The organism is Streptomyces sp. NBC_01190 (assembly GCF_045039895.1).
In the GTDB taxonomy this organism is placed as follows: domain Bacteria; phylum Actinomycetota; class Actinomycetes; order Streptomycetales; family Streptomycetaceae; genus Actinacidiphila.
Map to the genome: position 1 here is coordinate 3009722 of NZ_CP108580.1, position 22667 is coordinate 3032388.

Sequence of the window (22667 nt, forward strand, 5' to 3'; positions counted from 1 at the left end):
CACCGACCCGTTCCCGGTCGGTTCCCCTCATCAAGGCGGAACCTCGTCATGCTCACCACGGCTTCTCGCTCGCTGTCGTCCGGGCCGTCCTCCACACGGCCGACCGGACTCTCCCCCGCTGCACCGACACCCGGTGTACCGCGGCCGTACACCCCGCCGAGATGCGCGGTGCCCTCCTTCCCGCCCATCCATGTGAGCGGGCGGGGCGGCAGGCGGCTCTTTCGCCGGGCGCTGTGGCGCAGGCGCAAGGCCCTGGCCGTCGGTCTGGCCGTCACGGCCGCCGCGCTGGCGGCCTCGACCGCCCACAGCGCGGCGCCGCGACCGGTTCCGGCCGTTCCGCGCGGCCCGGCGGCGGGCCCTGTCCGCCATCTGCCGCCGCAGACCTCGGTACGGGCCCCGGTGCGGATCGCCGACGCGGCCGTCGCGGGCCTGCTCCACCCCGGTGACCGGGTGGACGTCCTCGCCGGGGTGCGGGTGGTGGCGGCGGGCGTCACCGTGGTCGCCGTACCGGCGGTGGCCCAGGCCCCGCCCGATACCGCCGCGGTCTCCGACGCCGGTGCCCCCGGCGGAGCGCTGATCGTGCTCACCGTCCCCCGGCGTATCGCCGCCGCGCTTTCCGGGGCCGCCGCGACCTCGCCGCTGGCGGTGGCACTGTGCTGAGCGATCGGTGGGATCGGTGGTCGGCCCTGCTGGCCCGAGGAGTTCAGAGGTGGTGCGGCGGCTTCTCGTTGAGGAAGCGCGTGAAGTCGTCGTCCCCGGCGCCCGAGGGGGATTCGCCCCAGCCGCGATCGGCGTCGTCGGGGGACGGGCGGTCGAGCGGATCGTCGAAGACCAACCGCCCCGAACCACCCGCTGACCCTGTGGGACGGGCAACAGGCGACGACGGCACGGCGGCGCCTTCCGTCGGGGTGCCTGCCGTTCCGGTGTCCGGGTCGCGCTCGTCATCGCGGGCAGTGGTCATGCCACAAGCGTACGGCGCCCCGCGCCCCGGGGATCAGACGCCCGCGGCGCCGAGGAGGACACCGACCGCGTATGTGACGGCCATCGCGATGGCGCCGCCGAGGGCGTTGCGCATGATGGCCGGACGCGCGGGGGCGCCACCGAGGCGGGCGCTGACCCAGCCGCAGCCGGCGAGGGCGACCAGCACGGAGACGACGGTGATCGACAACCGCCAGTCGTGCGGCGGGAGCACGATCGCCAGCAGCGGGAGCAGGGCGCCGGCGGTGAAGGAGATGAAGCTGGCCCAGGCGGCGTGCCAGGGCTTGGCGAGTTCGTCGGGGTCGATGCCGAGTTCGACCCGGGCGTGGGCGCCGAGAGCGTCGCGGGCGGTGAGCTGCTCGGCGACTTCGCGGGCGAGGTCGGCGGTGATGCCGAGCTTGTGCAGGAGGCCGGTGAGTTCATCGAGTTCGGCCTGCGGGGTGGTGGCGAGTTCCTCGCGTTCCTGGGCGAGGGCGGCCTGTTCCGAGTCGCGCTGGGTGTTCACGGAGACGTATTCGCCGGCCGCCATGGACAGGGAGCCGGCGAGCAGCCCGGCCAGGCCCGCGGTAAGCAGCGTGGAGCGTGAGTCGGTGGCGCCCGCGACCCCGACGACGAGGCCCGCGGTGGAGACCACCCCGTCGTTGGCGCCGAGGACGGCGGCTCGCAGCCAGTTCAGCCGGGTCTTGAGGCCGTCCTCGTGGGATTCCCCCTCGTGCGGGGCGGTGAGCTCCGTATCGCTTGGGGTGCCTGAGGTGCCTGGGGTGTCGTGGTCCATGGGCATAGCAGGCAGGGTCTCACTCCGGGGCCGGTCCGGGCACGGGACACAAGGCCGGACCCCGGTGCGGGGGGGATGCACCGAGGTCCGGGTCTGTGGGGGCGGCCGCCTGGCGGGAGCCGCCGGTTGGTGGAGGTCTTCGGGTCAGGCCGCTTCGTAGTCCAGGCCGGTGGCGCGTGCCATGCGCTTGAGATCGGCGAGGGCGTGCTTCTCGATCTGACGGATGCGTTCCCGGGTGAGGCCGTGTTCCTTGCCGACCTCGGTGAGGGTCCGTTCGCGGCCGTCCACGATGCCGTAGCGGGCCCTGATGATCGAGGCGGTGCGGTCGTCAAGGCGGGCGATGAGGCCGTCGAGTTCCTCGCGCCGCAGCATGACCAGCACGGAGTCCTCGGGCGACGGCGCGGCGCCGTCCTCCACGAGGTCGCCGAACTCGGTCTCGCCCTCGGCGTCCACCGACATGTTCAGCGACACCGGGTCGCGGGCCCAGTCGAGGACGTCGGCGATGCGCTCGGGAGTCGAGCCGAGTTCCTTGGCGATCTCGACGGGCTCCGCGTCGCGGCCGTTCTCCCGGTTGAACTCGCGCTGCACGCGACGGATACGGCCGAGCTCCTCGACGAGGTGGACGGGCAGCCGGATCGTGCGCGACTGGTCGGCGATGGACCGGGTGATGGCCTGGCGGATCCACCAGGTCGCGTAGGTGGAGAACTTGAAGCCCTTGGCGTAGTCGAACTTCTCGACGGCGCGGACCAGGCCGGCGTTCCCCTCCTGGATCAGGTCGAGGAGCGGAAGGCCGCTGCGCGGGTAGCGTCGGGCGACGGCGACGACGAGGCGGAGGTTGGACCGGATGAAGACGTCCTTGGCCCGTTCGCCCGCGGCGACGATCGCTTCCAGTTCCTCGCGCTGGGCGTCCCCACCCGCCTGGGCGGGCAGCTCGGCGTCGGCCGCGAGTATGCGTCCGGCGTAGACGCCGGCTTCGATGTCCCGGGACAGCTCGACCTCCCTGGCGGCGTCGAGCAGCGGGGTGCGCGCGATCTCGTCCAGGTACATGCCGACGAGGTCGCGATCAGCGACTTCCCCGCCTGCGGCGCGAACGCTGCTGGTCCCGCCGGCGTTGCGACGGGCGACGGCACGGGTTGCCATGCGAGCTCCCTTACGAAAGTGCGTTGGTCTCGGTGTGGATCGGGCCGCCGCGCGAGGCACCAACCGCGCATCGGCTCCTGCCTGGCGGCTTCCCCATCCGTTCTGGATAACGACTGGAATCCGGACACAATTCCCATGTCGTCACCTGATTTTTATGATCATGCAGTACCCTGTGCGGCCACATAGAGAGGTCATAGGATGTCGGATCCTATGAGTGCGCAGGTCACCCCGGCTGAAGAGGGTGATCTGGGGGCGCTCACCGATATCTACAACCATTACGTCCGGGAGACCGCCGTCACCTTCGACGTCACTCCTTTGGCCCCGGAGGAGCGCCGGACTTGGCTGCTCTCCCATCCGGAAGACGGCCCGCACCGCCTGCTGGTTGCCCGGGACCCGGCCCTCCCCGGTCGGCTGCTCGGCTATGCGACCAGTAGTCCCTTCCGGCCCAGGGCGGCGTACGCGACCTCGGTGGAGACGAGCATCTATCTCGCCGCCGATGCCGTCGGCCGGGGTGTCGGCACCCTGCTCTACGAGCGGCTTTTCGCGGCCCTCGCCGATGAGGACGTGCATCGCGCGTACGCCGCCGTCACGCTTCCCAATGAGCCGTCGATCCGCATCCACCGCCGTTTCGGATTCCGGCAGGTCGGGGTCTTCGGCGAGGTCGGCCGGAAGTTCGGTGTTTATCACGACGTGGCCTGGTTCGAGAAGCGCCTGAACTAGACGGCGGCGGGTCGCGAACCGGTCGTGTCCGCAGAACAAGCGGGTATGCGACCCGTCTATTCCGAACGGGTTCCGAAGGGGTTCCGAACGCGCCCGACGGTACCGCCGGGCGGCGGACCGCCGGGCCGCAGCACAAACGGCAGGCCCCCGCCCCTCCGAGTGGCTTTCGGAGGGGCGGGGGCCTGCCGTCGTGCGTGCTACCCGCGGCCGCGCTGTCGCATCGGCCGGATCACGGTCGTCAGTGCGCGATGGCCGGGATCGCGAAGTCGTCGACGGACTCGTCGCCGTCGGCCCGCTCCGCGTGGTTCTGGATCTCGGCGTTGATCAGGACGAACGCCAGCACCGCGGCGACCGCCAGGATGGCCGTGGCCCAGTAGATGGCGACCGAGTAGCCGTGCACGTTGGCCTCGTTGATGAGCAACTGGCTCTTGAGGGTCTTCGCGCCGTGCAGGTGGTCGGCGGTCCAGGCGGTGGTGGCACTGGCCGCAAGGGTGTTCAGCAGGGCGGTGCCGATGGAGCCGCCGACCTGCTGCGAGGTGTTGACCATGGCGGAGGCGACGCCGGCGTCCTCGGGGCGCACCCCGTGCGTGGCCAGGCTCATGGCCGGCATGAAGGCGGTGCCCATGCCGAGACCCATCAGGATCAGGCCGGGCAGCAGCACGGAGGCGTAGTTCGAGTCGACCTTGATCTGGGCCAGGATGGCCATACCGATCGCGGCGACGAAGAATCCCGGCGCCATCAGCAGCCGCGGCCGGACCCGCAGCATCAGCCGGGTGCCGATCTGCGTGGAGCCGACGATCATGCCGCCGACCATGGGCAGGAACGCGACGCCGGACTTGAGCGCCGAGTAGCCCATGACCGTCTGGAGGTAGTAGGTCAGGAAGAGGAACAGACCGAACATGCCGATGATGGCGAGACCGAGCGACAGGTAGACGCCACCGCGGTTGCGGTCGGTGACCACGCGCAGCGGCAGCAGCGGAGCCTTGACCCGGCCCTCTACGAAGGCGAAGGCGATGAGCAGCAGCACCGAGGCGACGAGCAGACCGATGGTCACACCGGCGCCCCAGCCGTCGGACTCGGCGCGGCTGAAGCCGTAGACGAGGGCGACCAGACCGGAGCTCGCGAGGACGACGCCGGGGATGTCGAGCCGGTTGTGGTTGCGTCCCTGGGCGGGCTCGTTGACGTACCTGATCGCTCCGATGACGGCGGCGATCGCGAAGGCGATGTTCACGAAGAGCGCCCAGCGCCAGTTGAGGTACTGGGTGAGGACGCCGCCCAGGATCAGGCCCACGGCCGCGCCGGCGCCGGCGATGGCACCGTAGATGCCGAAGGCCTTGGCGCGCTCCTTGGCGTCGACGAACGTCACCGAGATGAGCGACAGGGCGGCGGGGGCGAGCAGCGCGCCGAACAGGCCCTGGAGACCACGGGCGCCGAGCAGCATCGCCGTGTTGACGGCGGCGCCGCCGAGCGCGGAGGCCGCGGCGAAGCCGAGCAGGCCGACGATGAAGGTGTTCTTGCGTCCCCACAGGTCGGCGACCCGGCCGCCGAAGAGCAGCAGGCCACCGAAGGCCAGGGTGTAGGCGGTGACGACCCACTGGCGGTTGCCGTCGGAGATGCCGAGGTCGGCCTGGGCGGACGGCAGGGCGATGTTCACGACGGTCGCGTCGAGCACCACCATGAGCTGGGCGATCGCGATGAATATGAGCGCTGTCCAGCGCTTCGGATCGGGCTGGAGCGTTTCAGGCATAACTGGGCTCACTAAAGGGATGCGGAGTGACAGGACGTGGGGACGTGTGTCAGCTTCCGGCCACGGGGTCCTGGTTCGGTTTTCCGGGGCCCGGTGCCGGCGTCGGGAGGGCGAGCGGTCTTCTCTGACGTCGCTTGCTTGCTTCTTGGTGCTTCCGGTCGGTCCTTCTGGCGTCGCGTTATGGCGTGGGACGTGGCGAGTTCCGCGGAGTCGGCGGCTCACCGGACGGTGGGCCTGGGCACGAACCGACGCGTGCGACGAACTTGCCGACGCTATAACCCGACTGATGCTACTTGCGACTTATTTATGGCAGCCTTGCAGGTCCTCCAGAGTGGCCGCGGCCCCCACGAGTTCCGAGCGCGCCGGCGCGCTCAGCCCGTCGAGGAAGAGTTGAAGGTGTCGGTGCACGAAGCGGTCGAAGCCGACACAACCGGTGCCCGGCAGCGGCCGGGTGAGCTGGGTCAGTGCGACCATCAGATCTCCGACGCCGATGTCATCGCGCAACTGGCCGGCGCTCTGGGCCCGGTCCATGATCGCGGTGATGGACCCCGCCAGGCGTCGCATGTGCTCCCCGACCGCCGGGTCCTGGTGGTCGAAGGTCTGGGACAACAGCGGGCACATGGCGCCGATGCGCTCCCCGACCGCTTCGAAGACGAATCGGCGCAGCGCGGAGAATGCGTCTGCTTCCTCCGCGAGCGCGTCCTCCGCCAACTGGGCGGTCCGGGCCATCACCGAGAGGGTGACCTCACGAATCAGTTCGGTGCGGTCGGCGAAGTGGCGGTAGAGCGTGGCGTTGCCGACGCCGGCCCGGCGGGCCACCTCGTCGAGCGCCATGTCGGGCCCCAGTTCCACGATCGCGTCGCGGGCGACACTGATGATCCGCTCGCGGTTGCGGGTCGCGTCCGCGCGCAGCCGTACCGTGCGAGCCCTGATGACGGCGGCGTCGGCGTCGGCACCAGTGACGGCGCCAGGGTCAGTAACGGTGCCGGTGCCGGTGCCGGGTTCGTGGGTCACGGTGCGCTCCTTTCGCGGTCGGGGCGGGCCAACTCGGGTGAGATCGTCCGAAACGGACAACAACTCCCCGCTTGGTTCATCAGATCAAACGGGGAGCGGGTCCCCGGATATTTCACCGTCCGCGTGTGACCTACGACACATTGTCTGATGATATTTTATTGAAGCTTCAATGAGTTCGTCTATCATGTCCGTCATGCGATGGCTGAGTGAAGACGAGCAGGCGACCTGGCGGGCCTTTGTACACGCCACGACGCTGCTGGACGACCACCTCGACCGCCAGCTCCAGCGGGACGCGGGCATGACGCACCTGTACTTCGCACTGCTCAGCACACTGTCGGAGACGCAGGGCCGGTCGATGAGGATGACCGAACTCGCCGAGAAGACCAAGATCACCCGTTCCCGCCTCTCGCACGCCGTCGCCCGCCTGGAAGGCAACGGCTGGCTGCGCCGGGAGAGCTGCCCGTCCGACCGCCGCGGCCAGATGTGCGTCCTCACCGACGAGGGATACCAGGAGGTGGTGCGTACGGCGCCCGGTCATGTCGCCGCCGTACGGGCCGCGATCTTCGACCGGCTCACCCCGGAACAGACGGCCCGGCTCGGCGAGATCGCCCGGATCATCGCGGAGGGGCTGCACCAGCCGGCCGACGCGGATCTGCCCTGGCAGCGCTGAGGACTCTCGGCGGATCTCAGCGCCCCTCGCCGGCTCCCACCGGTTCTTCACCGGCTCGCAGCGGCTTCGCCTGTCCCTCAGCTATCCCTCAGCTATCCCTCAGCGGCCGCCGGAGCGGGCCAGCCACCGCCCCTCATGACGGCTGACCTCGATCGGCCGGCCGAAGCACTCGGTCAGCCGGACGCCGGTGAGGACCTCGGCAGCCGGCCCCGACGTCAGCACCCGCCCCTCCTTGAGCAGCAGCACGTGCCCGATCGCGGGTGACAGCTCCTCCAGGTGATGGGTCACCGTGATGGTCGCCAGACTCGTACGGGTGACCGCGAGACGGTGCATGGTGTCGATCAGATCCTCGCGCGACGGCAGGTCCAGCGCGTTGAACGGCTCGTCGAGCAGCAACAGGGACGGGTCGGCCATCAGCGCCCGGGCCACCAGGACGCGCGCCCGCTGACCACCTGAGCACACACCGAACGGACGCTCGGCGAGTTCCTTGATCTCCAGTTCGCTCAGCAGGGCGTCCGCCCGATCCCGTACCTCGGAGTCGTACTTTCGCCACAGGGGCTGCACGGTGCCGGTGTGGCCGGTCAGTACGACGGTGTGCGCGGGGGCGTCCAGCGGGACCTTCTGCGCGGACGACACCAGACCGATGCGGGCCCGCAGTTCGCGCACGTCGACGCGGCCCAGGCGGTGGCCGAGGACCTCGACCGTGCCGGTGGTGGGGTGCATGAGCGCGCCGATGAGCCGGAGCAGCGTCGTCTTGCCCGCGCCGTTGGCGCCGAGCAGCGCCCAGTGCTCACCGGCCCGCACGCTCCAGTGGATGTCGTCGAGGATGACCTGCCCGGTGGTGTGGCGCCGCACGCTGGCGGCTTCGAGGGCGGCCACCACCCGCGGCCCGCCTTCCGGGCTCCCCGTCCCCTCGGCGCTCACGGCTGTCACCTCTGTCATACGGACGAGGTTAGCTGTATCCACCATCTTGACGTGCGGCGGTCCGCGATGTGGATGGCCGGCGGGGACGGCGCGGAGAGGGTGCGGAGAGGGCCCGGGACGGTCAAGCGGCCGGCGCGTTCGGGTTGGAGGACAGGCTCTCCGGCACCCCGCTGCGATACAGGAGCACGGTGACCACGAAGCCGACCGCGAAGAATCCGGCCGACCACCAGTACGCGACCATGAAGCTGTGGAGCTGCGCCTGCGCCTCGACCGCGGCGGTCGGCGGTCGGCCGACCAGGTAACGGGTGGCCGCGCTGGTCGCCAGCGTGTTGAGCAGGGAGGTGCCGATGGAGCCGCCGACCTGCTGCGAGGTGTTCACCATCGCCGAGGCGACGCCGGCGTCGTAGTCCTTCACCCCCGCGGTGGCGAGGTTCAGGCCCGCGCCGAAGATGATGCCGAGGCCGACGCCGATCACGAGCAGCGGCGGCAGGACGTGCGCCCCATAGCCGCTGTGCTGGTCCAGCGCGGTCAGCCAGGCCATCGAGCCGCCGCAGAGCAGCATGCCGGCCGGCACGATCGGCCTCGGGCCCACCCGGGGGATCAGGATGTTGGTGGTGATCACCGAGGTGGCCATGATCGCGACGACCATCGGCAGGAAGGCGACACCGGTCTTCACCGGTGAGTACATCAGGGTCCGTTGCAGATAGAAGGTCAGGAACAGGAACACTCCGAACAGCCCGGCACCCGAGATGAACATCGCGAGATAGGACGCGCCGCGGTCGCGGTCGGCGACCACCCGCAGCGGCAGCAGGGGGTGAGCGGTCCGCCGCTGCCACCAGACGAAGACGACCAGCAGGACGACTCCGGCCAGCAGGGTGACCCAGGTGCCGACCGCGCTCCACCCCTGCCGCTCGGCGTTGGCGAAGCCGTAGACGATGCAGAACAGGCCGCCGGACACCACGACCGTGCCGGGGATGTCCAGAGTGACGCGGCCGGACCGGCGCCCCGGGCTCAGCAGCCGCAGACCGCCGAGGAACGCGATGAAGGCGAAGAGCAGATTGACGTACAGGCACCAGCGCCAGTCGAGGTACTCGGTGAGCAGGCCGCCGAGCAGCAGCCCGACCGCGCCGCCGGCGCCCGCGATCGCCCCGTAGACGCCGAACGCCTGGGCCCGCTCCTTGGGATCGCTGAAGGTCGTCGTCAGCACGGAGAGCGCGGCCGGTGCCAGCAGCGCGCCGAACAGGCCCTGGACGGCGCGCGCGAAGACCAGCACCTCGAAGCTCGGCGCGCCGCCGCCGATGGCGGACGCCACCGCGAAGCCGACCAGGCCGATGAGGAAGGCCCGGCGGCGGCCGATCAGGTCGGAGAGCCGGCCGCCGAAGAGCAGCAGGGAGCCGAAGGCGAGGGCGTAGGCCGTCACGACCCATTGGCGGTTGCCGTTGGAGAAGCCGAGGGCCTGCTGGGCGGACGGCAGGGCGATGTTCACGATCGTCGCGTCGAGGACGACCATCAGCTGGGCGAGCGCGACCACGCACAGGACCCACCAGCGGTGGGAGGGGGATGCCTCGTCGTCGGGCCGGTAACCCAACCGGAACCTGGACCGGAACCTGGACCTGGACCTGGACCTGGAGCGGCCGCCGTCGCCCCCACCCGGGGCGCCGGGCCCCGGCCCGCTGCTATGGGCCATGGCGCCGTGCCACCCCGATCAGCGGACGAGTGCTCACACGCTGCGCCCTTCACAGAACCGACCGCCGCGCACCCCTGGGACCGTGCGCGCGGCGCCGTACGGAGTGATCGGTAACCGTTCGTTCGGTACGACTAACGCTCGGCCCCTCGGACGGCCCAGCCCGGTGAGCGTCCCCGGCCGCCGAACTGTACGGCGGCCGTCACTCGTTCGAAGACACCAGCCGGAGCGTCCATCGTCCGCCGCGCGAGGCCACTCCGCTGCGGTCACTCCTCCGCGGCCAGCGCGGCGAGCTGCTGCTCGAAGGGCACCACGGCCTCTTCGGCCGGCTCCTCGGCCCTGGCCGGGCGCGCCTCCACCAGGGCGGCGAGTTCCGCCGCGGCCCGGTCGATCCGGCGGTCGAGCGCGCCGTCCCCGGCCGTGCCCCAGTCCTCGGAGGCGGCGTAGACCGCGGTCGGTACGACGATCGACCGCAGATAGGCGAAGAGCGGGCGCATCGCGTGTTCGAGTACCAGCGAGTGCCGCGCGGTGCCGCCGGTCGCCGCGATCAGCACCGGCGTCCCGGCCAGCGCGTCCTTGTCGACGACGTCGAAGAACGACTTGAACAGGCCGCTGTAGGAACCGGTGAAGACCGGGGTGACGGCGATCAGGCCGTCGGCGCCGGTGACCGCCTCGATCGCGTCCCGCAGCCGCGGGCCGGGGAAGCCGGTGACCATGTTCTGGGCGATCTCGCTCGCCAGCTCGCGCAGCTCGACCACCCGGACGTCGACCGCCGCCGCCCGCGCGTGCCGCAGGGCGGCGTCGGTCAGCCGGTCGGCGAGCAGCCGGGTCGAGGACGGCCGGCTGAGTCCCGCGGTGACCACCACGAGCTTCTTCGTCATGCCTGTATCTCCTCCTGCTCGGCGGCCCGCGTGTCGCGGCGGGCGACAAGCGCCTGGTGGGTGGGGCCCTCGGGTACGTCGGCCGGGCGGCCCTTGGCGAATTCCGCGCGCAGCACCGGCACGACCTCCTCACCGAGGATGTCGAGCTGTTCCAGCACGGTCTTCAGCGGCAGTCCGGCGTGATCCATCAGGAACAACTGCCGCTGGTAGTCGCCGAAGGACGCGCGGAAGGCCAGTGTCTTGTCGATGACCTCCTGCGGGGAGCCCACGGTCAGCGGCGTCTGGTCGGTGAAGTCCTCCAGCGACGGGCCGTGCCCGTAGACGGGCGCGTTGTCGAAGTAGGGGCGGAACTCCCGCACCGCGTCCTGGGAGTTCTTGCGCATGAACACCTGGCCGCCGAGGCCGACGACGGCCTGCTCGGGCGTGCCGTGGCCGTAGTGGGCGTAGCGCTCGCGGTAGAGGCTGATGAGGCGCTTGAAGTGCTCCTTGGGCCAGAAGATGTTGTTGGCGAAGAAGCCGTCGCCGTAGTAGGCGGCCTGTTCCGCGATCTCCGGGCTGCGGATCGAGCCGTGCCACACGAACGGGGGCACGCCGTCCAGGGGGCGGGGCGTCGAGGTGAACGACTGGAGCGGGGTGCGGAACTTGCCGGCCCAGTCCACCACGTCCTCGCGCCACAGCTTGTGCAGCAGCGCGTAGTTCTCCACGGCCAGCGGGATGCCCTGGCGGATGTCCTTGCCGAACCAGGGGTAGACCGGCCCGGTGTTGCCGCGGCCCATCATCAGGTCGACGCGTCCGTCGGCCAGGTGCTGGAGCATGGCGAAGTCCTCGGCGATCTTCACCGGGTCGTTGGTGGTGATCAGGGTGGTCGACGTGGACAGGATCAGATGCTCGGTGCGGGCGGCGATGTAGCCGAGCATCGTCGTGGGGGAGGACGGTACGAAGGGCGGATTGTGGTGCTCGCCGGTGGCGAACACGTCGAGGCCGACCTCCTCGGCCTTGAGGGCGATGGCGACCATCGCCTTGATCCGCTCATGCTCGCTCGGCGTCCGGCCGTTGGTCGGGTCCGTGGTGACGTCGCCGACCGAGAAGATTCCGAACTGCATTTCTCCCACCGTCCTGGTTGCGTCCATTTGGTTGATTGTTCAACCATGCGAACGTGGGGTGCCGCCGGACTATTCCGGCGGCCGGCCCGGCCGCCGGAGTACGGCAGGCAGGGGCCCACCGTCTCCGTCCGACGCCCGCGGGCCACGGCGGCGGTCGGCGGGACACAGCCGGGAGGCGATCCGGTACTCTGTCGGTGGTTCAGGCACTCCCCCGCCCCAGTAGCTCAGGGGATAGAGCACAGCTCTCCTAAAGCTGGTGTCGCAGGTTCGAATCCTGCCTGGGGCACGTACGCGCGACCGTGTGACCGTGTAGTCCGTGCAGGCGCCCGCGTCCCTCTCGTAGGGCGCGGGCTTTCGTACGTCCGACCGCTCAGCGGTCGTGGGTGATGGCGGCGGTCGGGACGTCGAGCGCGTGGGCGCAGCGGCGGATCGTGTCGTCGCTCGCTCCCACCAGTCCGCGCTCCAGACGGGACAGGTGTCCCCGGTCGAGGCCGGTCCTTGCCTGCATGTCGCGGAGGCTCATTTTCCGAGCCAGACGGAGTGCCCTCATTGCCGCGCCATTCGGTCTCACATCCCGAAATTAGTCGCCGCAGGCTCTCGCAGCAAGCACGCTAGCGAGCAGTCAGCGTTCATTGAGCGAGCTTTTCAGCTCGGTGATGCAGCGCGAACCGAGCCCGCTGAAACGCCGTCATGCAACCGAACGGCCTGTTCGCACCCCCTCCCGCGCAGGTCAAAAGGCCGGAAGACGCCTCCGTGGTTGCGTGGACTAGGGCATGATGAGGCCCCATGGACGGAGACTGGTCGCGACTGGGCAAAGCCGTGCAGGCAGCGCGTAACGGCATGGGGCTCAGCCAGGTGGGACTCGGCGAACTGGCCGGCGTCAAGCGGACCGCCATCCAGACGATCGAGCGCGGTCACACATTCCTACGCGTCACCTCGACCCTGCGCGATGTCGAGCACGCACTCGGCTGGGGGCGCGGCTCGATCGAGCTGATCCTCGCCGGCGGGGACCCGCTGGCGCCCGGCGAGCCCGGGGAGCTCGACTCCAACGGGCGGCTGCGGTCCGGCGCTTACGGCGGGCTGCCGCTCCGGGTCACCCACGCCCTGACCGAGGGCACCACCCTGGACACCACGATCGTGCCGCTCACGCCGAACGCCGAGATGGTCGTCGTGGTCAAGGGCAAGCCGAGCGCGACCCCCGAGCAACTGCGGCTGGCGCTGCTGGCCTGGGAGGAGCAGGGCGGCTATCTCGCCCGGCTGGCCAGGCTCGCGGACACCCCGCAGCGCAACACCTCAGAGTCCTGACCGCTCCGCCGTATGCACGCCGTCCGGCACGCGCTGTCCATCGCCGGGGAGATGACCTGGGAGATCACCTGGGCCCTGATCCTGGGCTTCGCGCTGTCGGCCGTGGTACAGGCGGTGGTGCGCAAGTCGACGGTGGTCCGGCTGATGGGCGACGACCGGCCGCGGACCCTGGGGGTGGCGGCACTGCTCGGGATGGCGTCGTCGTCCTGCTCCTACGCGGCGGTGGCGCTGGCCCGTTCGCTCGTCGTCAAGGGCGCCGATTTCACGGCGGCGATGACCTTTGAGATCGCCTCCACCAATCTGGTGGTCGAACTGGGCGTCATCCTCGCGCTGCTGATGGGGTGGCAGTTCACGGCGGCGGAGTTCATCGGCGGCCCCATCATGATCGTCGTACTGGCGGTGCTGTTCCGGCTGTTGCTGCGGGACCGGCTGCTCCGGGGGGCGCGGGAACAGGCCGCGCGCGGGGTGGCCGGGTCCATGGAGGGGCACGCCGCGATGGACATGTCCGTGCGCCGTCCGGGGACCTTCCGGCAGCGGCTGCTCTCGCGGGAAGGCGTCACCTCGGTGGCGCACGTCTTCGTGATGGAGTGGACGGCGATCGCCCGCGATCTCGCGGCGGGGCTGCTCATCGCGGGGGCGATCGCGGCGTGGGTGCCCGACTCGTTCTGGCGGACCTTCTTCTTCACGGGCCATCCGCTCGCCGCCAAGCTCTGGGGTCCGATCGTCGGACCGCTCGTCGCGGTGGTGTCGTTTGTCTGCTCGATCGGCAATGTGCCGCTGGCGGTGGTGCTCTGGAAGGGCGGCATCAGCTTCGGCGGGGTGGTGGCGTTCATCTTCGCGGATCTGCTGATCCTGCCGGTGCTCAACATCTACCGCCGGTACTACGGAGCGCGGATGGCGGTCTTCCTCGCGACGACCTTCTTCGCGGCCACGGTGGTGGCCGGTTATCTCGTCGAGCTGATCTTCGCCGGCGGTGGGCTCGTCCCGGACCAGGCGGACGCCAAGCTCACCGAGGGCGGTGTCACCTGGAACTACACGACCTGGCTCAACATCGTCTTTCTGCTCCTCGCGGTGGCCCTGGTGGTCCGCTTCTGCCGGACCGGCGGGGTGGCGATGCTGCGGATGATGGGCGGCTCACCGGCGAAGGGGGAGCACCACGGCGCCGGACCCGCCGATCACGGCGGCCACGGGGACCAGGACGGGCACGGGGCTCAGGGCGGGCACGACGGACACAGCGGACACGGCCGCCGGGGCGAGCAGAGCGATCAGGGGAAGCACGGCGGTGACCCGCACCCGTAGCCTGGCAGCGACCGGCGAACGGATGGGGTGGTGGCGGGGATGGCGCGCAGACCGGGGCGGAAGGCGCCCCCGTCACCGCTGGAGCAGCGTGACGGAGTGGACCCGGTGTGTCTGCGGCTGCCCGCGATCACCGCTTCGGACCCGGGTGCGGACGGGCCGCCGTCGACCGTGACCGCCTATCTGCTGGCGCGCTACGCCACCGCCATCGGACCGGCGGAGGTCGAGGCGATGCTGGCGGCGGGCCGGTTCGTGGGCGAGGGCGGCCGGCCGGTGGACGCGGCGACGCCGTACGAGGCCGGGGCGTACATCTGGTTCCACCGCGACTTCGCGCCCGAGACGCCGGTGCCCTTCCCGATCGAGGTCGTCCACCGCGACGAACGGATCGTGGTCGCGGACAAGCCCCACTTCCTGGCGACCACCCCGCGTGGCCGGCACATCACGCAGACCGCGGTGGCCCGGCTGCGCCGCGAGCTGGGGCTGCCACTGCTCTCCCCCGCGCACCGGCTGGACCGGCTCACCGCGGGGCTCGTGCTCTTCGTGGTGCGGCCGGAGGACCGGGGCGCCTACCAGACGCTGTTCCGGGACCGGCGGGTGCGCAAGGAGTACGAGGCGGTCGCGGCCCACGATCCGGCGGTGGAGCTGCCGCGGACCGTGCGGAGCCGGATCGTGAAGGAACACGGCGTGCTGGCCGCCCAGGAGGTGCCGGGCCCGGTCAACGCCGAGACGCGGATCGACCTGCTGGCCCACCGCGGCGGGCTCGGCCGTTACCTGTTGCGGCCGGCCACCGGTCGCACCCACCAGCTCCGCGTCCACATGAGCGGGCTCGGGCTGGCGCTGCTGAACGATCCGCTCTATCCCGAGGTGGCGCCGCAGCCGCGGGGCAGCGGCGCCGGGAGCTTCGAGGATCCGCTGCAACTCCTCGCGCGGGCCCTGGAATTCACCGACCCGTGGACGGGCCGCCCGTTCCGCTTCGAGAGCGGACGCGAGCTTGCCGCGTGGCGGGGGCCCGCCGCGAAGTGACCTCCGCGGCAGGGATCGGGGTGCCCGGACACCGGGGTCTTACGGTATGGACTCGGCGGGAGTGAGCACCGCGAAATGCGCGCCTTCGGCGTCCCTGAGCAGTGCCATCCGGCCGACGCCTTCCATGTCGGTGGGGGGCACGACCACGCTGCCGCCCAGCTCGGTGGCCTTCGCCGTCACGGCGTCGGTGTCGACGGCCGCGAAATACGGCTGCCAGTAGCCGTCACCGCCGGGCAGCATGTCGGTGCCGAGCTGCATGATGCCGCCGTGCGAGCCCTCCTGGCCGCCGCCGGAACGTGAGGCCACGATGTACGTGCCGTCGCCGTCGGGCAGCGGCATGTCCTCGTAGTCCCAGTCGAAGACCTTCCCGTAGAAGTTCCGGGCCGGGTTGGCGCCGGTGGTGTAAAGCTCCGTCCAGCACAGGCCGCCGGCACCGACCCGGTCGAGGCCGGAGTTGGTGCCCGGTTGCCAGACGGCGAAGTCGGCGCCGCCGGGATCGGTGTAGACGGCCATTCGGCCCGCGTCGAAGACGTCGGTGGCCGGCACGCGGACGGAGCCCCCGGCCTGTTCGACGGCCTCGGTGGTGGCGTCCACGTCGGCCGAGTCGAAATAGACCGTCCACGTCGGCTCGTTGCCGGCGTGGCGCAGCGGGCCCATCGCCGCCACGGTCTGGTCGGCCATCTGGAACATGCCGTATCCGCCCGCCTGGGGACCGGCCGACTGGAAGTCCCAGCCGAAGAGCGACCTGTAGTACGCGGCCGCCGCCTCGGTGTCACGGCTGCCGAGATCGACCCAGTTGGGCGCGCCGGGAGCGTAGTCGTTGGTGAGCATGTGCTGACCTCCGAGAACTGAGGGTTTTGCCGGATTCGAGCTCTGTGTCCAGCTCTGTGTCCTCTCTCACACCAGCATGGCAGCCACCGCCGACACTCGCCGTTCGCGGGCAGGTCACGGCCGTGCGCCGGCGGCGGCGCGTGATCGGGGCGTGACCGTCGCGTGACATGGAGCACACGGGCGGCGGCCAAATGGATTCGGGATTGTCAGTGGTGCCGCCTAGGGTTGTTCGCATGTACGGGGGAATCCTTGACCAGGCGAACGCGGCACTGCGCGCGTATGTACGGGAGCACGGTGACCGGCCTTGGACGGCCGAGGAACTCACCGAGCTGGCCCGGCTGCGCACCCAGTGGACCGCAGCCGCACGCGTTCGTATGCAGATACGTCCGGCGGCCGGTCCGATCAACGGCTCATCGGTGGTGACCGCCGCCTGACGCGGGCGGCGACCGCCTGCCGGCCCGCGGCTCAGACGTGGGCGACGGCGTGCGGCGGACGGACCGTGCCGGAGCCGGGGGTGGGCTCGGCGGCGTCACTGCCCAGTGCGGTGATCCGGTTGGCGGCGTCGACATGGACGACCGCGGGTCGCAGGGTGCGGGCCTCCGCGTCCTCGACCTGTGCGTAGCTGATCAGGATGACCAGATCACCGGGGTGCACCAGGTGGGCGGCCGCACCGTTGATGCCGATGACACCGGAGCCCCGCTCGCCCTCGATGACGTACGTCTCCAGGCGGGCGCCGTTGGTGATGTCGACGATGTGGACCAGTTCTCCGGGCAGCAGGTCGGCGGCGTCCATCAGGTCGCGGTCGATGGTCACGGACCCCACATAGTGCAGATCCGCCTGGGTCACGGTGGCCCGGTGGATCTTGGACTTGAACATGGTGCGCAGCATGTCGCCGCCTCCTGGTGAAGGGAAGGTCGCGTCCGGGGTGCGGTACGCGCCGACGGATCAAGAGTAGAGCCGGCACCGGCCGTCCCGGCCAGGGCCTCCTGGGGAGTGCGGAAGATCTCAGGTCGCGGGGGTGGCGGGCGCGGGTTCCGGCGCTGCGGCGGGCGGGGCGGCCGGGCCGGGCAGCCGGTGGTAGAGCTCGGCGAGGGAGGAGTTGAGGCGGGAGAGGTGGTCGGGGCCGCCCCGGGTCGGGCGGGGTGGGGCGGCGTCGGGGCGGTGGCCCAGGCGTCGGCGCACCTGGCCGATGTTCTGGGCGGTCAGGCCCAGTTGGGGCCGGACGGCGGCGAGGGCGCTGGTTTCCGTGGCGGCCAGGGCGCGGGCGGCGTGGGCGCAGGTGGCGAGGGAGTCGGCCCAGTCGGCGGTGTGCGGGTCCCGACCGCCGGGGCTTTCGGCGGCTGAGCGGCGCGGTCGCCATGGGGCCGGCCCCGACGAGGCGGGCCGCCACCGGGTGAGGCGGCGGTGGGCGCGGGCGGGCGCGGCGGCTTCGGCGAGTTGGCGGGCGGCGCGGTCGACACGGCGGGCCAGGCGGCGCAGCGCCGTGGGGTCGGGGGTGGGTTCGCGGACGGCGCCGAGGAGTTCCTGGAGTTCCTGGAGAGCTCGGGCGGCCCGGCCGCGCATGACGGTCTCGGTGCGCAGCGGCAGGATGAAGAAGGCCGCCGCGATACCGCAGGCGGAGCCCAGCAGGATGCCCTCGGGGCGTTGGACGAGCAGGGCCGTACCCCGCTCGCCGTCGAGACCGTAGAGGACGGCGAGCAGGCTGGTGACGCAGAAGGCCCAGATCGCGTAGTTGAGGTCGCGCAGCCAGACGCCGATCAGCAGATAGCAGAAGATGACGGTGACACCGGCGGCCGGGACGCCGGACACCACACTGGCGATCAGGGTGCCGGTGAGCGCGCCGGTGAAGGCGCCGGCCACCCGCAGGCCGCTGCGGTGCACCACGTCGCCACGGTCCCGGGCGGCGGCGCACACCACGAACGCGGTGATCACCGTCCATGTCCAGTGGGTGGGAAAGAGCAGGTGGCCGACGAGGAACGCAGCTCCCATGGCGCCGGCGAGCTGGGCTGCGAGCCGGGTCTGCGGCTGGGGGTCGCGCCGCCCGCCGGGGCGGCGGCCGGGGGCCGGGGTGTCCGGGGTGGGACGTTCGGCGGCGGGCAGCGTGCGAACGGTGGCGGCGTGCTCGCGGACCGCGGCGAGCGCGCTCTCCAGGCGGGGGGAGTCGGGCCGTCCGCCTTCCGGCGACCCGGCCGCGACCTCGGCGTGCAGCACGGCGAGGGCCAGGGCGTCGAGCGGGGTGCGATCGACCCCGTCCGGTAGACGGGCGGCGTCGAGGCGGTCGTCGACGACGAGGGCGACGCGGTGGACCGTGGCGGCGGCGCGGAGCCGGGCGCGGCTGCCGGCCGGAAGCGTGCGCAGCCGGGTGATGGCGTCCGACAGGTCCCGGGCCGCCGCCGCGGCTTGGCGGGTGGGCCCGGCGGGCAGCAGCGTCTGGACGGCGACGACGCACGCGACCGCGATCAGACCGGCGAGCCCGCCCCACAGCGGCCCGGTGGCACGGGCGGCGCTCGGCGGGACGGGGACGACGAGAACCGCGATCAGCGGGGTGAGGGCGAGCCGGCCGAGGCGGCGGGTCCTGCCGCCGAAGCGCATCAGATAGCGGGAGGCCCCCACGGCACCGACGAAGGACATCGAACCCAGCCACGTGTGGTGCAGCATGAAGCGGCCGGTGAAGGCGGCGAGGATGCCGATCGCCGGCACATAGAGCAGTGCGGACAGACGATGCGGGAGGCCTGTCGCGTGCAGGACCCGCGAGATCATGACGGCGACCACGGTGGCGATCACCACCATGCCGCCGGGCAGATCGGCGGATCGGCAGACCGCCCAGGTGCCGAGCAGCGCGGCCAGGGCGGCGAGGATCGTCCTGATGGCGAGGTGCAGCCTCACCCGGCCGGGATCGAGCAAGCGCAGTCGGATCAGCATTCCGGTGCCCCTTGGTCGACGGTCGTCAACGCGCGCCCCCGCAACTCACCCGCACGAAGACGCGAAGCAGCAAAGTACCCAGCTTTGCGTACGATCATCACTCTGCCTCTGCCCAAGAACCACGGCACGCTGAGCTTGCTTACCTTGCTCGCCTCCCAAAAGATAATACGCCTTGCTTAGAAAATGGCCGCCATGTTTCCACCGCCGCCCACCGACCGAGCCGCCGTCGTCCGCCGCGCGGTCAACCGGCTCGGCCGCCGGATGCGCGCCGAGCGACTGCCCGACGGCCTGCCGAACGGCAAGCTCGCCGTGCTGGCCCACCTCTACCGCGCCGGGCCGGACCGCCCGAGCGCGATCGCGGCCGCGCTGCACATCCAGCCCCAGTCGCTGACGCGGACGCTGGCCGCGCTGGAGGACGACGGGCTGGTGACCCGGACCCGCGACGCGGCGGACGGGCGGCAGCAGCGGATCGAGCTGACGGGGGACGGCTTCGAGGCGATGGCGCGCGATGTGGAGCACCGTGACGCGTGGCTGCGCGCACGGATGGCGGCGGAGCTGAACGAGACCGAGCAGGAGCTGCTGCGGCTGGCGGCCGGGCTGCTCGACCGGCTCGCGGCGGACGACTGAGTGGACGGCCCGAGCGGACGGCCGATTCGACGAACGACACCGGCGGCGTATGGTCGTATTCAGCAGCTCGAAATACCCCCTGGGGGTAGCCATTTTTAATACCCCTAGGGGGTATACAGTGGTGATAGAGAGGGCGGGGAAACCCACCCCCCGCACGCACACCACGAGGAGCACAGCATGAGCGAGGCCGTCTACTCCGTGACCGGGATGAGCTGCGGTCACTGCGAGTCCGCCGTCACCAAGGAGGTCACCGCGCTCGCGGGCGTCACCTCGGTCCGCGCGGTGGCGAAGACCGGACTGCTGACCGTGGCCTCCGAGCAGCCGCTCGACGAGGAGGCGCTTCGCGCCGCGGTGGACGAGGCGGGTTACGAACTCGTGGGACCGGCCTGAGTCCCGCCCCCGCCACCGGGCGCATCCCTCCGGCGGGGACACGGGCGGACGGACGCGTTCGGCGATCAGGCGAGAGCGGGGAGTGAGTGGACATGGCGACCAGCACCGCGATGACGGACGGCACGTCCGCCGAGCAGCGCATCGAGCTGGCGATCGGCGGCATGACCTGCGCGTCCTGCGCCACCCGGATCGAGAAGAAGCTCAACCGGATGGACGGCGTGAGCGTCGCCACGGTCAACTACGCCACCGAGAAGGCGAAGGTCGCCTACGCGGAGAGCGTCTCGGTCGGCGATCTCATCGCGACCGTGGAGGCCACCGGATACACCGCCGTACTCCCGGCGCCGCCCACTCCCCCGCCGCCGGCGGCGGAAAGCCGACCATGGCGGCGCCGTAAGCACGAGAGCACCGCGGCCGACCCGTCCGAACGGCCCGCGGACGGCGAACGGAGTGCGGACGCTGACCGGCCCGCGGACGCCGAACGGAGCGCGCTGAACCGGCGGTTGCTCGTCGCGGTGGTGCTGGCCGTCCCCGTCGTCCTGCTGTCGATGGTCCGCGCCTTCCAGTTCACCGACTGGCAGTGGGTGGCCTTGGCGCTGGCCACGCCGGTCGTGGCGTACGCGGGCCGGCCGTTCCACCGCGCGGCGTGGGCGAACGCCCGCCACGGGGCCGCGACCATGGACACCCTCGTCTCGGTGGGGACGCTCGCCGCCTACGGCTGGTCGGTGTGGGCACTCTTCTTCGGCACGGCCGGGACGCCGGGCATGACCCACCCGTTCGAGTTCACCATCGCCCGAGGCGACGCCGGGGGCGACATCTATCTGGAGGCGGCGGCCGGGGTGACCGCCTTCCTCCTGGCCGGCCGCTCCTTCGAGGCTCGCGCCAAGCGCCGCGCCGGAGCCGCTCTGCATGCCCTGCTGAGCCTGGGCGCGAAGGATGTCGCGGTGCTGCGGCCGGACGCAAGCGGCGGCGAGCGGGAGGTGCGGCTCCCCGTCGGCGACCTGGCGGTCGGCGATCGCTTCGTCGTACGGCCGGGGGAGAAGATCGCCACCGACGGGGTGGTCCGGGAGGGCGGTTCCGCGGTCGACGCGTCGATGCTGACCGGTGAGTCGGTTCCGGTCGAGGTCGGACCGGGGATCCAGGTCGCGGGCGCGACGGTGAACGTCGGCGGCAGGATCGTCGTCGAGGCGCTGCGGATCGGCGCCGACACCCAACTGGCCCGGATGGCCCGGCTGGTGGAGGACGCGCAGAACGGCAAGGCGGCGGCGCAGCGGCTCGCCGACCGGATCTCCGCGGTGTTCGTGCCGGCCGTGATCGCTCTGGCGCTCGGCACGCTCGGGGTGTGGCTCGCGCTCGGCGAGGGCGCGGCGGCGGCCTTCACGGCGGCCGTGGCCGTACTGATCATCGCCTGTCCGTGCGCGCTGGGTCTGGCGACGCCGACCGCGCTGCTCGTCGGCACCGGACGCGGCGCCCAACTCGGCATCCTCATCAAGGGACCCGAGGTGCTGGAGTCCACCCGGGCCGTCGACACCGTGCTGCTGGACAAGACGGGCACCGTCACCACCGGCGTGATGACACTGATCGAGGTCCACCCGGTGGGCCCGGAGCCAGCCGCGGACGCCGACGCGGCGGACGCGGCGGACGAGGCGGACGAGGCGGACGACGCCGACGCGGCCGACGAGAAGGAGGTGCTGCGGCTCGCCGGAGCGCTGGAGCACGCCTCCGGGCATCCGGTCGCGCGGGCGATCGCCGCGCGCGCCGCCGAGCTGATCGGTGACCTGCCCGCGGTGGCGGACGACTTCGCCGACGTGCCGGGGCTCGGCGTACGCGGCACGGTGGACGGTCACGCGGTGCTGGTCGGCCGGGAGGGGCTGCTGCTGTCCGCCGGGGTGCCGCTGACGCCCGCGGTGGCCGAGGCGAAGGCGGCGGCCGAGAAGCGGGGCGGTACGGCGGTCGTCGTCGCCTGGGACGGCCGGGCCCGTGCGGTGCTGGTCGTCGCCGACGCGGTGAAGCCGACCAGCGCGGAGGCGGTACGGCGGCTGCGGGCCCTGGGACTCAGGCCGGTGCTGCTCACCGGCGACAACGCGGCGGTGGCCGCCGCGGTGGCCGCGGCGGTCGGCATCGACCAGGCCGACGTCCACGCCGAAGTGCTGCCCGAGGACAAGGTGGCGGTGGTCCGCGGGCTCCAGGAGCGGGGCCTTACGGTCGCGATGGTCGGCGACGGCGTCAACGACGCGGCGGCGCTGGCCCAGGCCGACCTCGGCCTCGCCATGGGGACCGGGACGGACGCGGCGATCGAGGCGGGCGATCTCACGCTCGTCCGGGGGGACCTGCGGGTCGCCGCGGACGCGATTCGCCTCGCCCGCCGGACGCTGGCCACGATCAAGGGCAACCTGGTGTGGGCGTTCGCCTACAACCTCGCGGCGCTCCCGCTGGCCGCCGCCGGTCTGCTCAACCCGATGATCGCGGGGGCGGCGATGGCCTTCTCCTCGGTCTTCGTGGTCGGCAACAGTCTGCGGCTGCGCGGTTTCAAGCCACTCGCCGACTGACGAGGCCCGGGGCGGCGGATCCGGGGCCGAGGCGGTGACCGGGGCTGACCGGACGGCCGGCACGCGCGGAGGGGGCGGCCGGATCACGAGC

At 71.6% G+C, this 22667-nt stretch carries 23 protein-coding genes and 1 tRNA gene; 11 read left to right on the forward strand and 13 right to left on the reverse strand.

The window, feature by feature from the left end; all coding sequences use genetic code 11:
* Positions 1-168: 168 nt before the first annotated feature.
* Positions 169-660, forward strand: coding sequence for a hypothetical protein (locus OG519_RS12530; RefSeq protein ID WP_405582574.1), 492 nt, complete (start codon positions 169-171; stop codon positions 658-660).
* A gap of 43 nt (positions 661-703) precedes the next feature.
* On the opposite strand, the gene OG519_RS12535 is transcribed toward OG519_RS12530, so the two are convergent.
* From OG519_RS12535 to OG519_RS12545, 3 genes are all read right to left on the reverse strand, one after another.
* A complete protein-coding gene (locus OG519_RS12535) occupies positions 704-961 on the reverse strand; it encodes a hypothetical protein (RefSeq protein ID WP_405582576.1) in 258 nt (85 codons plus the stop codon).
* A gap of 33 nt (positions 962-994) precedes the next feature.
* Complete coding sequence (locus OG519_RS12540) at positions 995-1753, reverse strand: VIT family protein (protein WP_405592689.1); 759 nt, start codon at positions 1751-1753, stop codon at positions 995-997.
* Positions 1754-1897: 144 nt separating this feature from the next.
* Positions 1898-2893, reverse strand: coding sequence for an RNA polymerase sigma factor RpoD/SigA (locus OG519_RS12545; RefSeq protein ID WP_405582578.1), 996 nt, complete (start codon positions 2891-2893; stop codon positions 1898-1900).
* A gap of 198 nt (positions 2894-3091) precedes the next feature.
* On the opposite strand from OG519_RS12545, the gene OG519_RS12550 reads away from it, so the two are divergent.
* Positions 3092-3613: a GNAT family N-acetyltransferase gene (locus tag OG519_RS12550; RefSeq protein ID WP_405582580.1), complete on the forward strand. Its 522-nt coding sequence runs from the start codon at positions 3092-3094 to the stop codon at positions 3611-3613.
* Positions 3614-3851: 238 nt separating this feature from the next.
* Here the strand turns inward: OG519_RS12550 and OG519_RS12555 are convergent, their stop codons facing one another.
* Both OG519_RS12555 and OG519_RS12560 read right to left on the reverse strand, forming a co-directional pair.
* Positions 3852-5360, reverse strand: coding sequence for an MFS transporter (locus OG519_RS12555; protein WP_405582582.1), 1509 nt, complete (start codon positions 5358-5360; stop codon positions 3852-3854).
* A gap of 300 nt (positions 5361-5660) precedes the next feature.
* Positions 5661-6293, reverse strand: coding sequence for a TetR/AcrR family transcriptional regulator (locus tag OG519_RS12560; RefSeq protein WP_405592691.1), 633 nt, complete (start codon positions 6291-6293; stop codon positions 5661-5663).
* 250 nt (positions 6294-6543) lie between these two features.
* Here OG519_RS12560 and OG519_RS12565 point away from each other — a divergent pair, with 250 nt between their 5' ends.
* Positions 6544-7044 carry a MarR family winged helix-turn-helix transcriptional regulator gene (locus tag OG519_RS12565; RefSeq protein ID WP_405582584.1) on the forward strand — a complete coding sequence of 167 codons (501 nt, stop codon included), beginning with the start codon at positions 6544-6546 and terminating at the stop codon, positions 7042-7044.
* Between the two features lie 99 nt (positions 7045-7143).
* Here OG519_RS12565 and OG519_RS12570 read toward each other — a convergent pair whose 3' ends face one another.
* From OG519_RS12570 to OG519_RS12585, 4 genes are all read right to left on the reverse strand, one after another.
* On the reverse strand, positions 7144-7986 hold the full coding sequence (locus OG519_RS12570) for an ABC transporter ATP-binding protein (protein WP_405582587.1): 843 nt from the start codon (positions 7984-7986) through the stop codon (positions 7144-7146).
* Positions 7987-8089: 103 nt separating this feature from the next.
* Positions 8090-9655 carry an MFS transporter gene (locus tag OG519_RS12575; RefSeq protein WP_405582590.1) on the reverse strand — a complete coding sequence of 522 codons (1566 nt, stop codon included), beginning with the start codon at positions 9653-9655 and terminating at the stop codon, positions 8090-8092.
* Positions 9656-9918: 263 nt separating this feature from the next.
* Positions 9919-10533: an FMN reductase gene (locus OG519_RS12580; RefSeq protein WP_405582593.1), complete on the reverse strand. Its 615-nt coding sequence runs from the start codon at positions 10531-10533 to the stop codon at positions 9919-9921.
* Positions 10530-11636 carry an LLM class flavin-dependent oxidoreductase gene (locus tag OG519_RS12585; protein WP_405582596.1) on the reverse strand — a complete coding sequence of 369 codons (1107 nt, stop codon included), beginning with the start codon at positions 11634-11636 and terminating at the stop codon, positions 10530-10532. Before OG519_RS12585 ends, OG519_RS12580 begins: the two co-directional genes overlap by 4 nt.
* A 213-nt stretch (positions 11637-11849) precedes the next feature.
* On the opposite strand from OG519_RS12585, the gene OG519_RS12590 reads away from it, so the two are divergent.
* Positions 11850-11922: transfer RNA gene (locus OG519_RS12590), tRNA-Arg, on the forward strand.
* An 84-nt stretch (positions 11923-12006) separates the two neighbouring features.
* Here OG519_RS12590 and OG519_RS12595 read toward each other — a convergent pair.
* Positions 12007-12186: a helix-turn-helix domain-containing protein gene (locus OG519_RS12595; protein WP_405582599.1), complete on the reverse strand. Its 180-nt coding sequence runs from the start codon at positions 12184-12186 to the stop codon at positions 12007-12009.
* Between the two features lie 236 nt (positions 12187-12422).
* On the opposite strand from OG519_RS12595, the gene OG519_RS12600 reads away from it, so the two are divergent.
* The 3 genes from OG519_RS12600 to OG519_RS12610 are packed head-to-tail and all read left to right on the forward strand — an operon-like array spanning position 12423 to position 15260.
* On the forward strand, positions 12423-12941 hold the full coding sequence (locus OG519_RS12600; RefSeq protein WP_405582602.1) for a helix-turn-helix domain-containing protein: 519 nt from the start codon (positions 12423-12425) through the stop codon (positions 12939-12941).
* A gap of 12 nt (positions 12942-12953) precedes the next feature.
* A complete protein-coding gene (locus tag OG519_RS12605) occupies positions 12954-14240 on the forward strand; it encodes a permease (RefSeq protein WP_405582604.1) in 1287 nt (428 codons plus the stop codon).
* Positions 14241-14279: 39 nt separating this feature from the next.
* Positions 14280-15260 (forward strand): pseudouridine synthase, encoded by a 981-nt coding sequence (locus OG519_RS12610; RefSeq protein ID WP_405582606.1) that lies wholly within the window; start codon positions 14280-14282, stop codon positions 15258-15260.
* A gap of 39 nt (positions 15261-15299) precedes the next feature.
* Here the strand turns inward: OG519_RS12610 and OG519_RS12615 are convergent, their stop codons facing one another.
* Complete coding sequence (locus OG519_RS12615; RefSeq protein WP_405582608.1) at positions 15300-16091, reverse strand: VOC family protein; 792 nt, start codon at positions 16089-16091, stop codon at positions 15300-15302.
* A 233-nt stretch (positions 16092-16324) separates the two neighbouring features.
* Between OG519_RS12615 and OG519_RS12620 the strand changes: the two genes are divergently transcribed.
* Positions 16325-16525: a hypothetical protein gene (locus OG519_RS12620; protein ID WP_405582610.1), complete on the forward strand. Its 201-nt coding sequence runs from the start codon at positions 16325-16327 to the stop codon at positions 16523-16525.
* Positions 16526-16556: 31 nt separating this feature from the next.
* Here the strand turns inward: OG519_RS12620 and panD are convergent, their stop codons facing one another.
* Positions 16557-16979, reverse strand: a complete 423-nt coding sequence (gene panD / locus OG519_RS12625) for an aspartate 1-decarboxylase (protein ID WP_405582612.1) — start codon at positions 16977-16979, stop codon at positions 16557-16559.
* 117 nt (positions 16980-17096) lie between these two features.
* Positions 17097-19013 (reverse strand): FUSC family protein, encoded by a 1917-nt coding sequence (locus tag OG519_RS12630; protein ID WP_405582614.1) that lies wholly within the window; start codon positions 19011-19013, stop codon positions 17097-17099.
* Between the two features lie 192 nt (positions 19014-19205).
* Here OG519_RS12630 and OG519_RS12635 point away from each other — a divergent pair, with 192 nt between their 5' ends.
* From OG519_RS12635 to OG519_RS12645, 3 genes are all read left to right on the forward strand, one after another.
* Positions 19206-19640: a MarR family winged helix-turn-helix transcriptional regulator gene (locus OG519_RS12635; protein WP_405582616.1), complete on the forward strand. Its 435-nt coding sequence runs from the start codon at positions 19206-19208 to the stop codon at positions 19638-19640.
* Positions 19641-19817: 177 nt separating this feature from the next.
* Complete coding sequence (locus OG519_RS12640; RefSeq protein ID WP_405582618.1) at positions 19818-20030, forward strand: heavy-metal-associated domain-containing protein; 213 nt, start codon at positions 19818-19820, stop codon at positions 20028-20030.
* Between the two features lie 110 nt (positions 20031-20140).
* Complete coding sequence (locus tag OG519_RS12645) at positions 20141-22576, forward strand: heavy metal translocating P-type ATPase (RefSeq protein WP_405592692.1); 2436 nt, start codon at positions 20141-20143, stop codon at positions 22574-22576.
* The last annotated feature ends 91 nt before the right edge of the window (positions 22577-22667 follow it).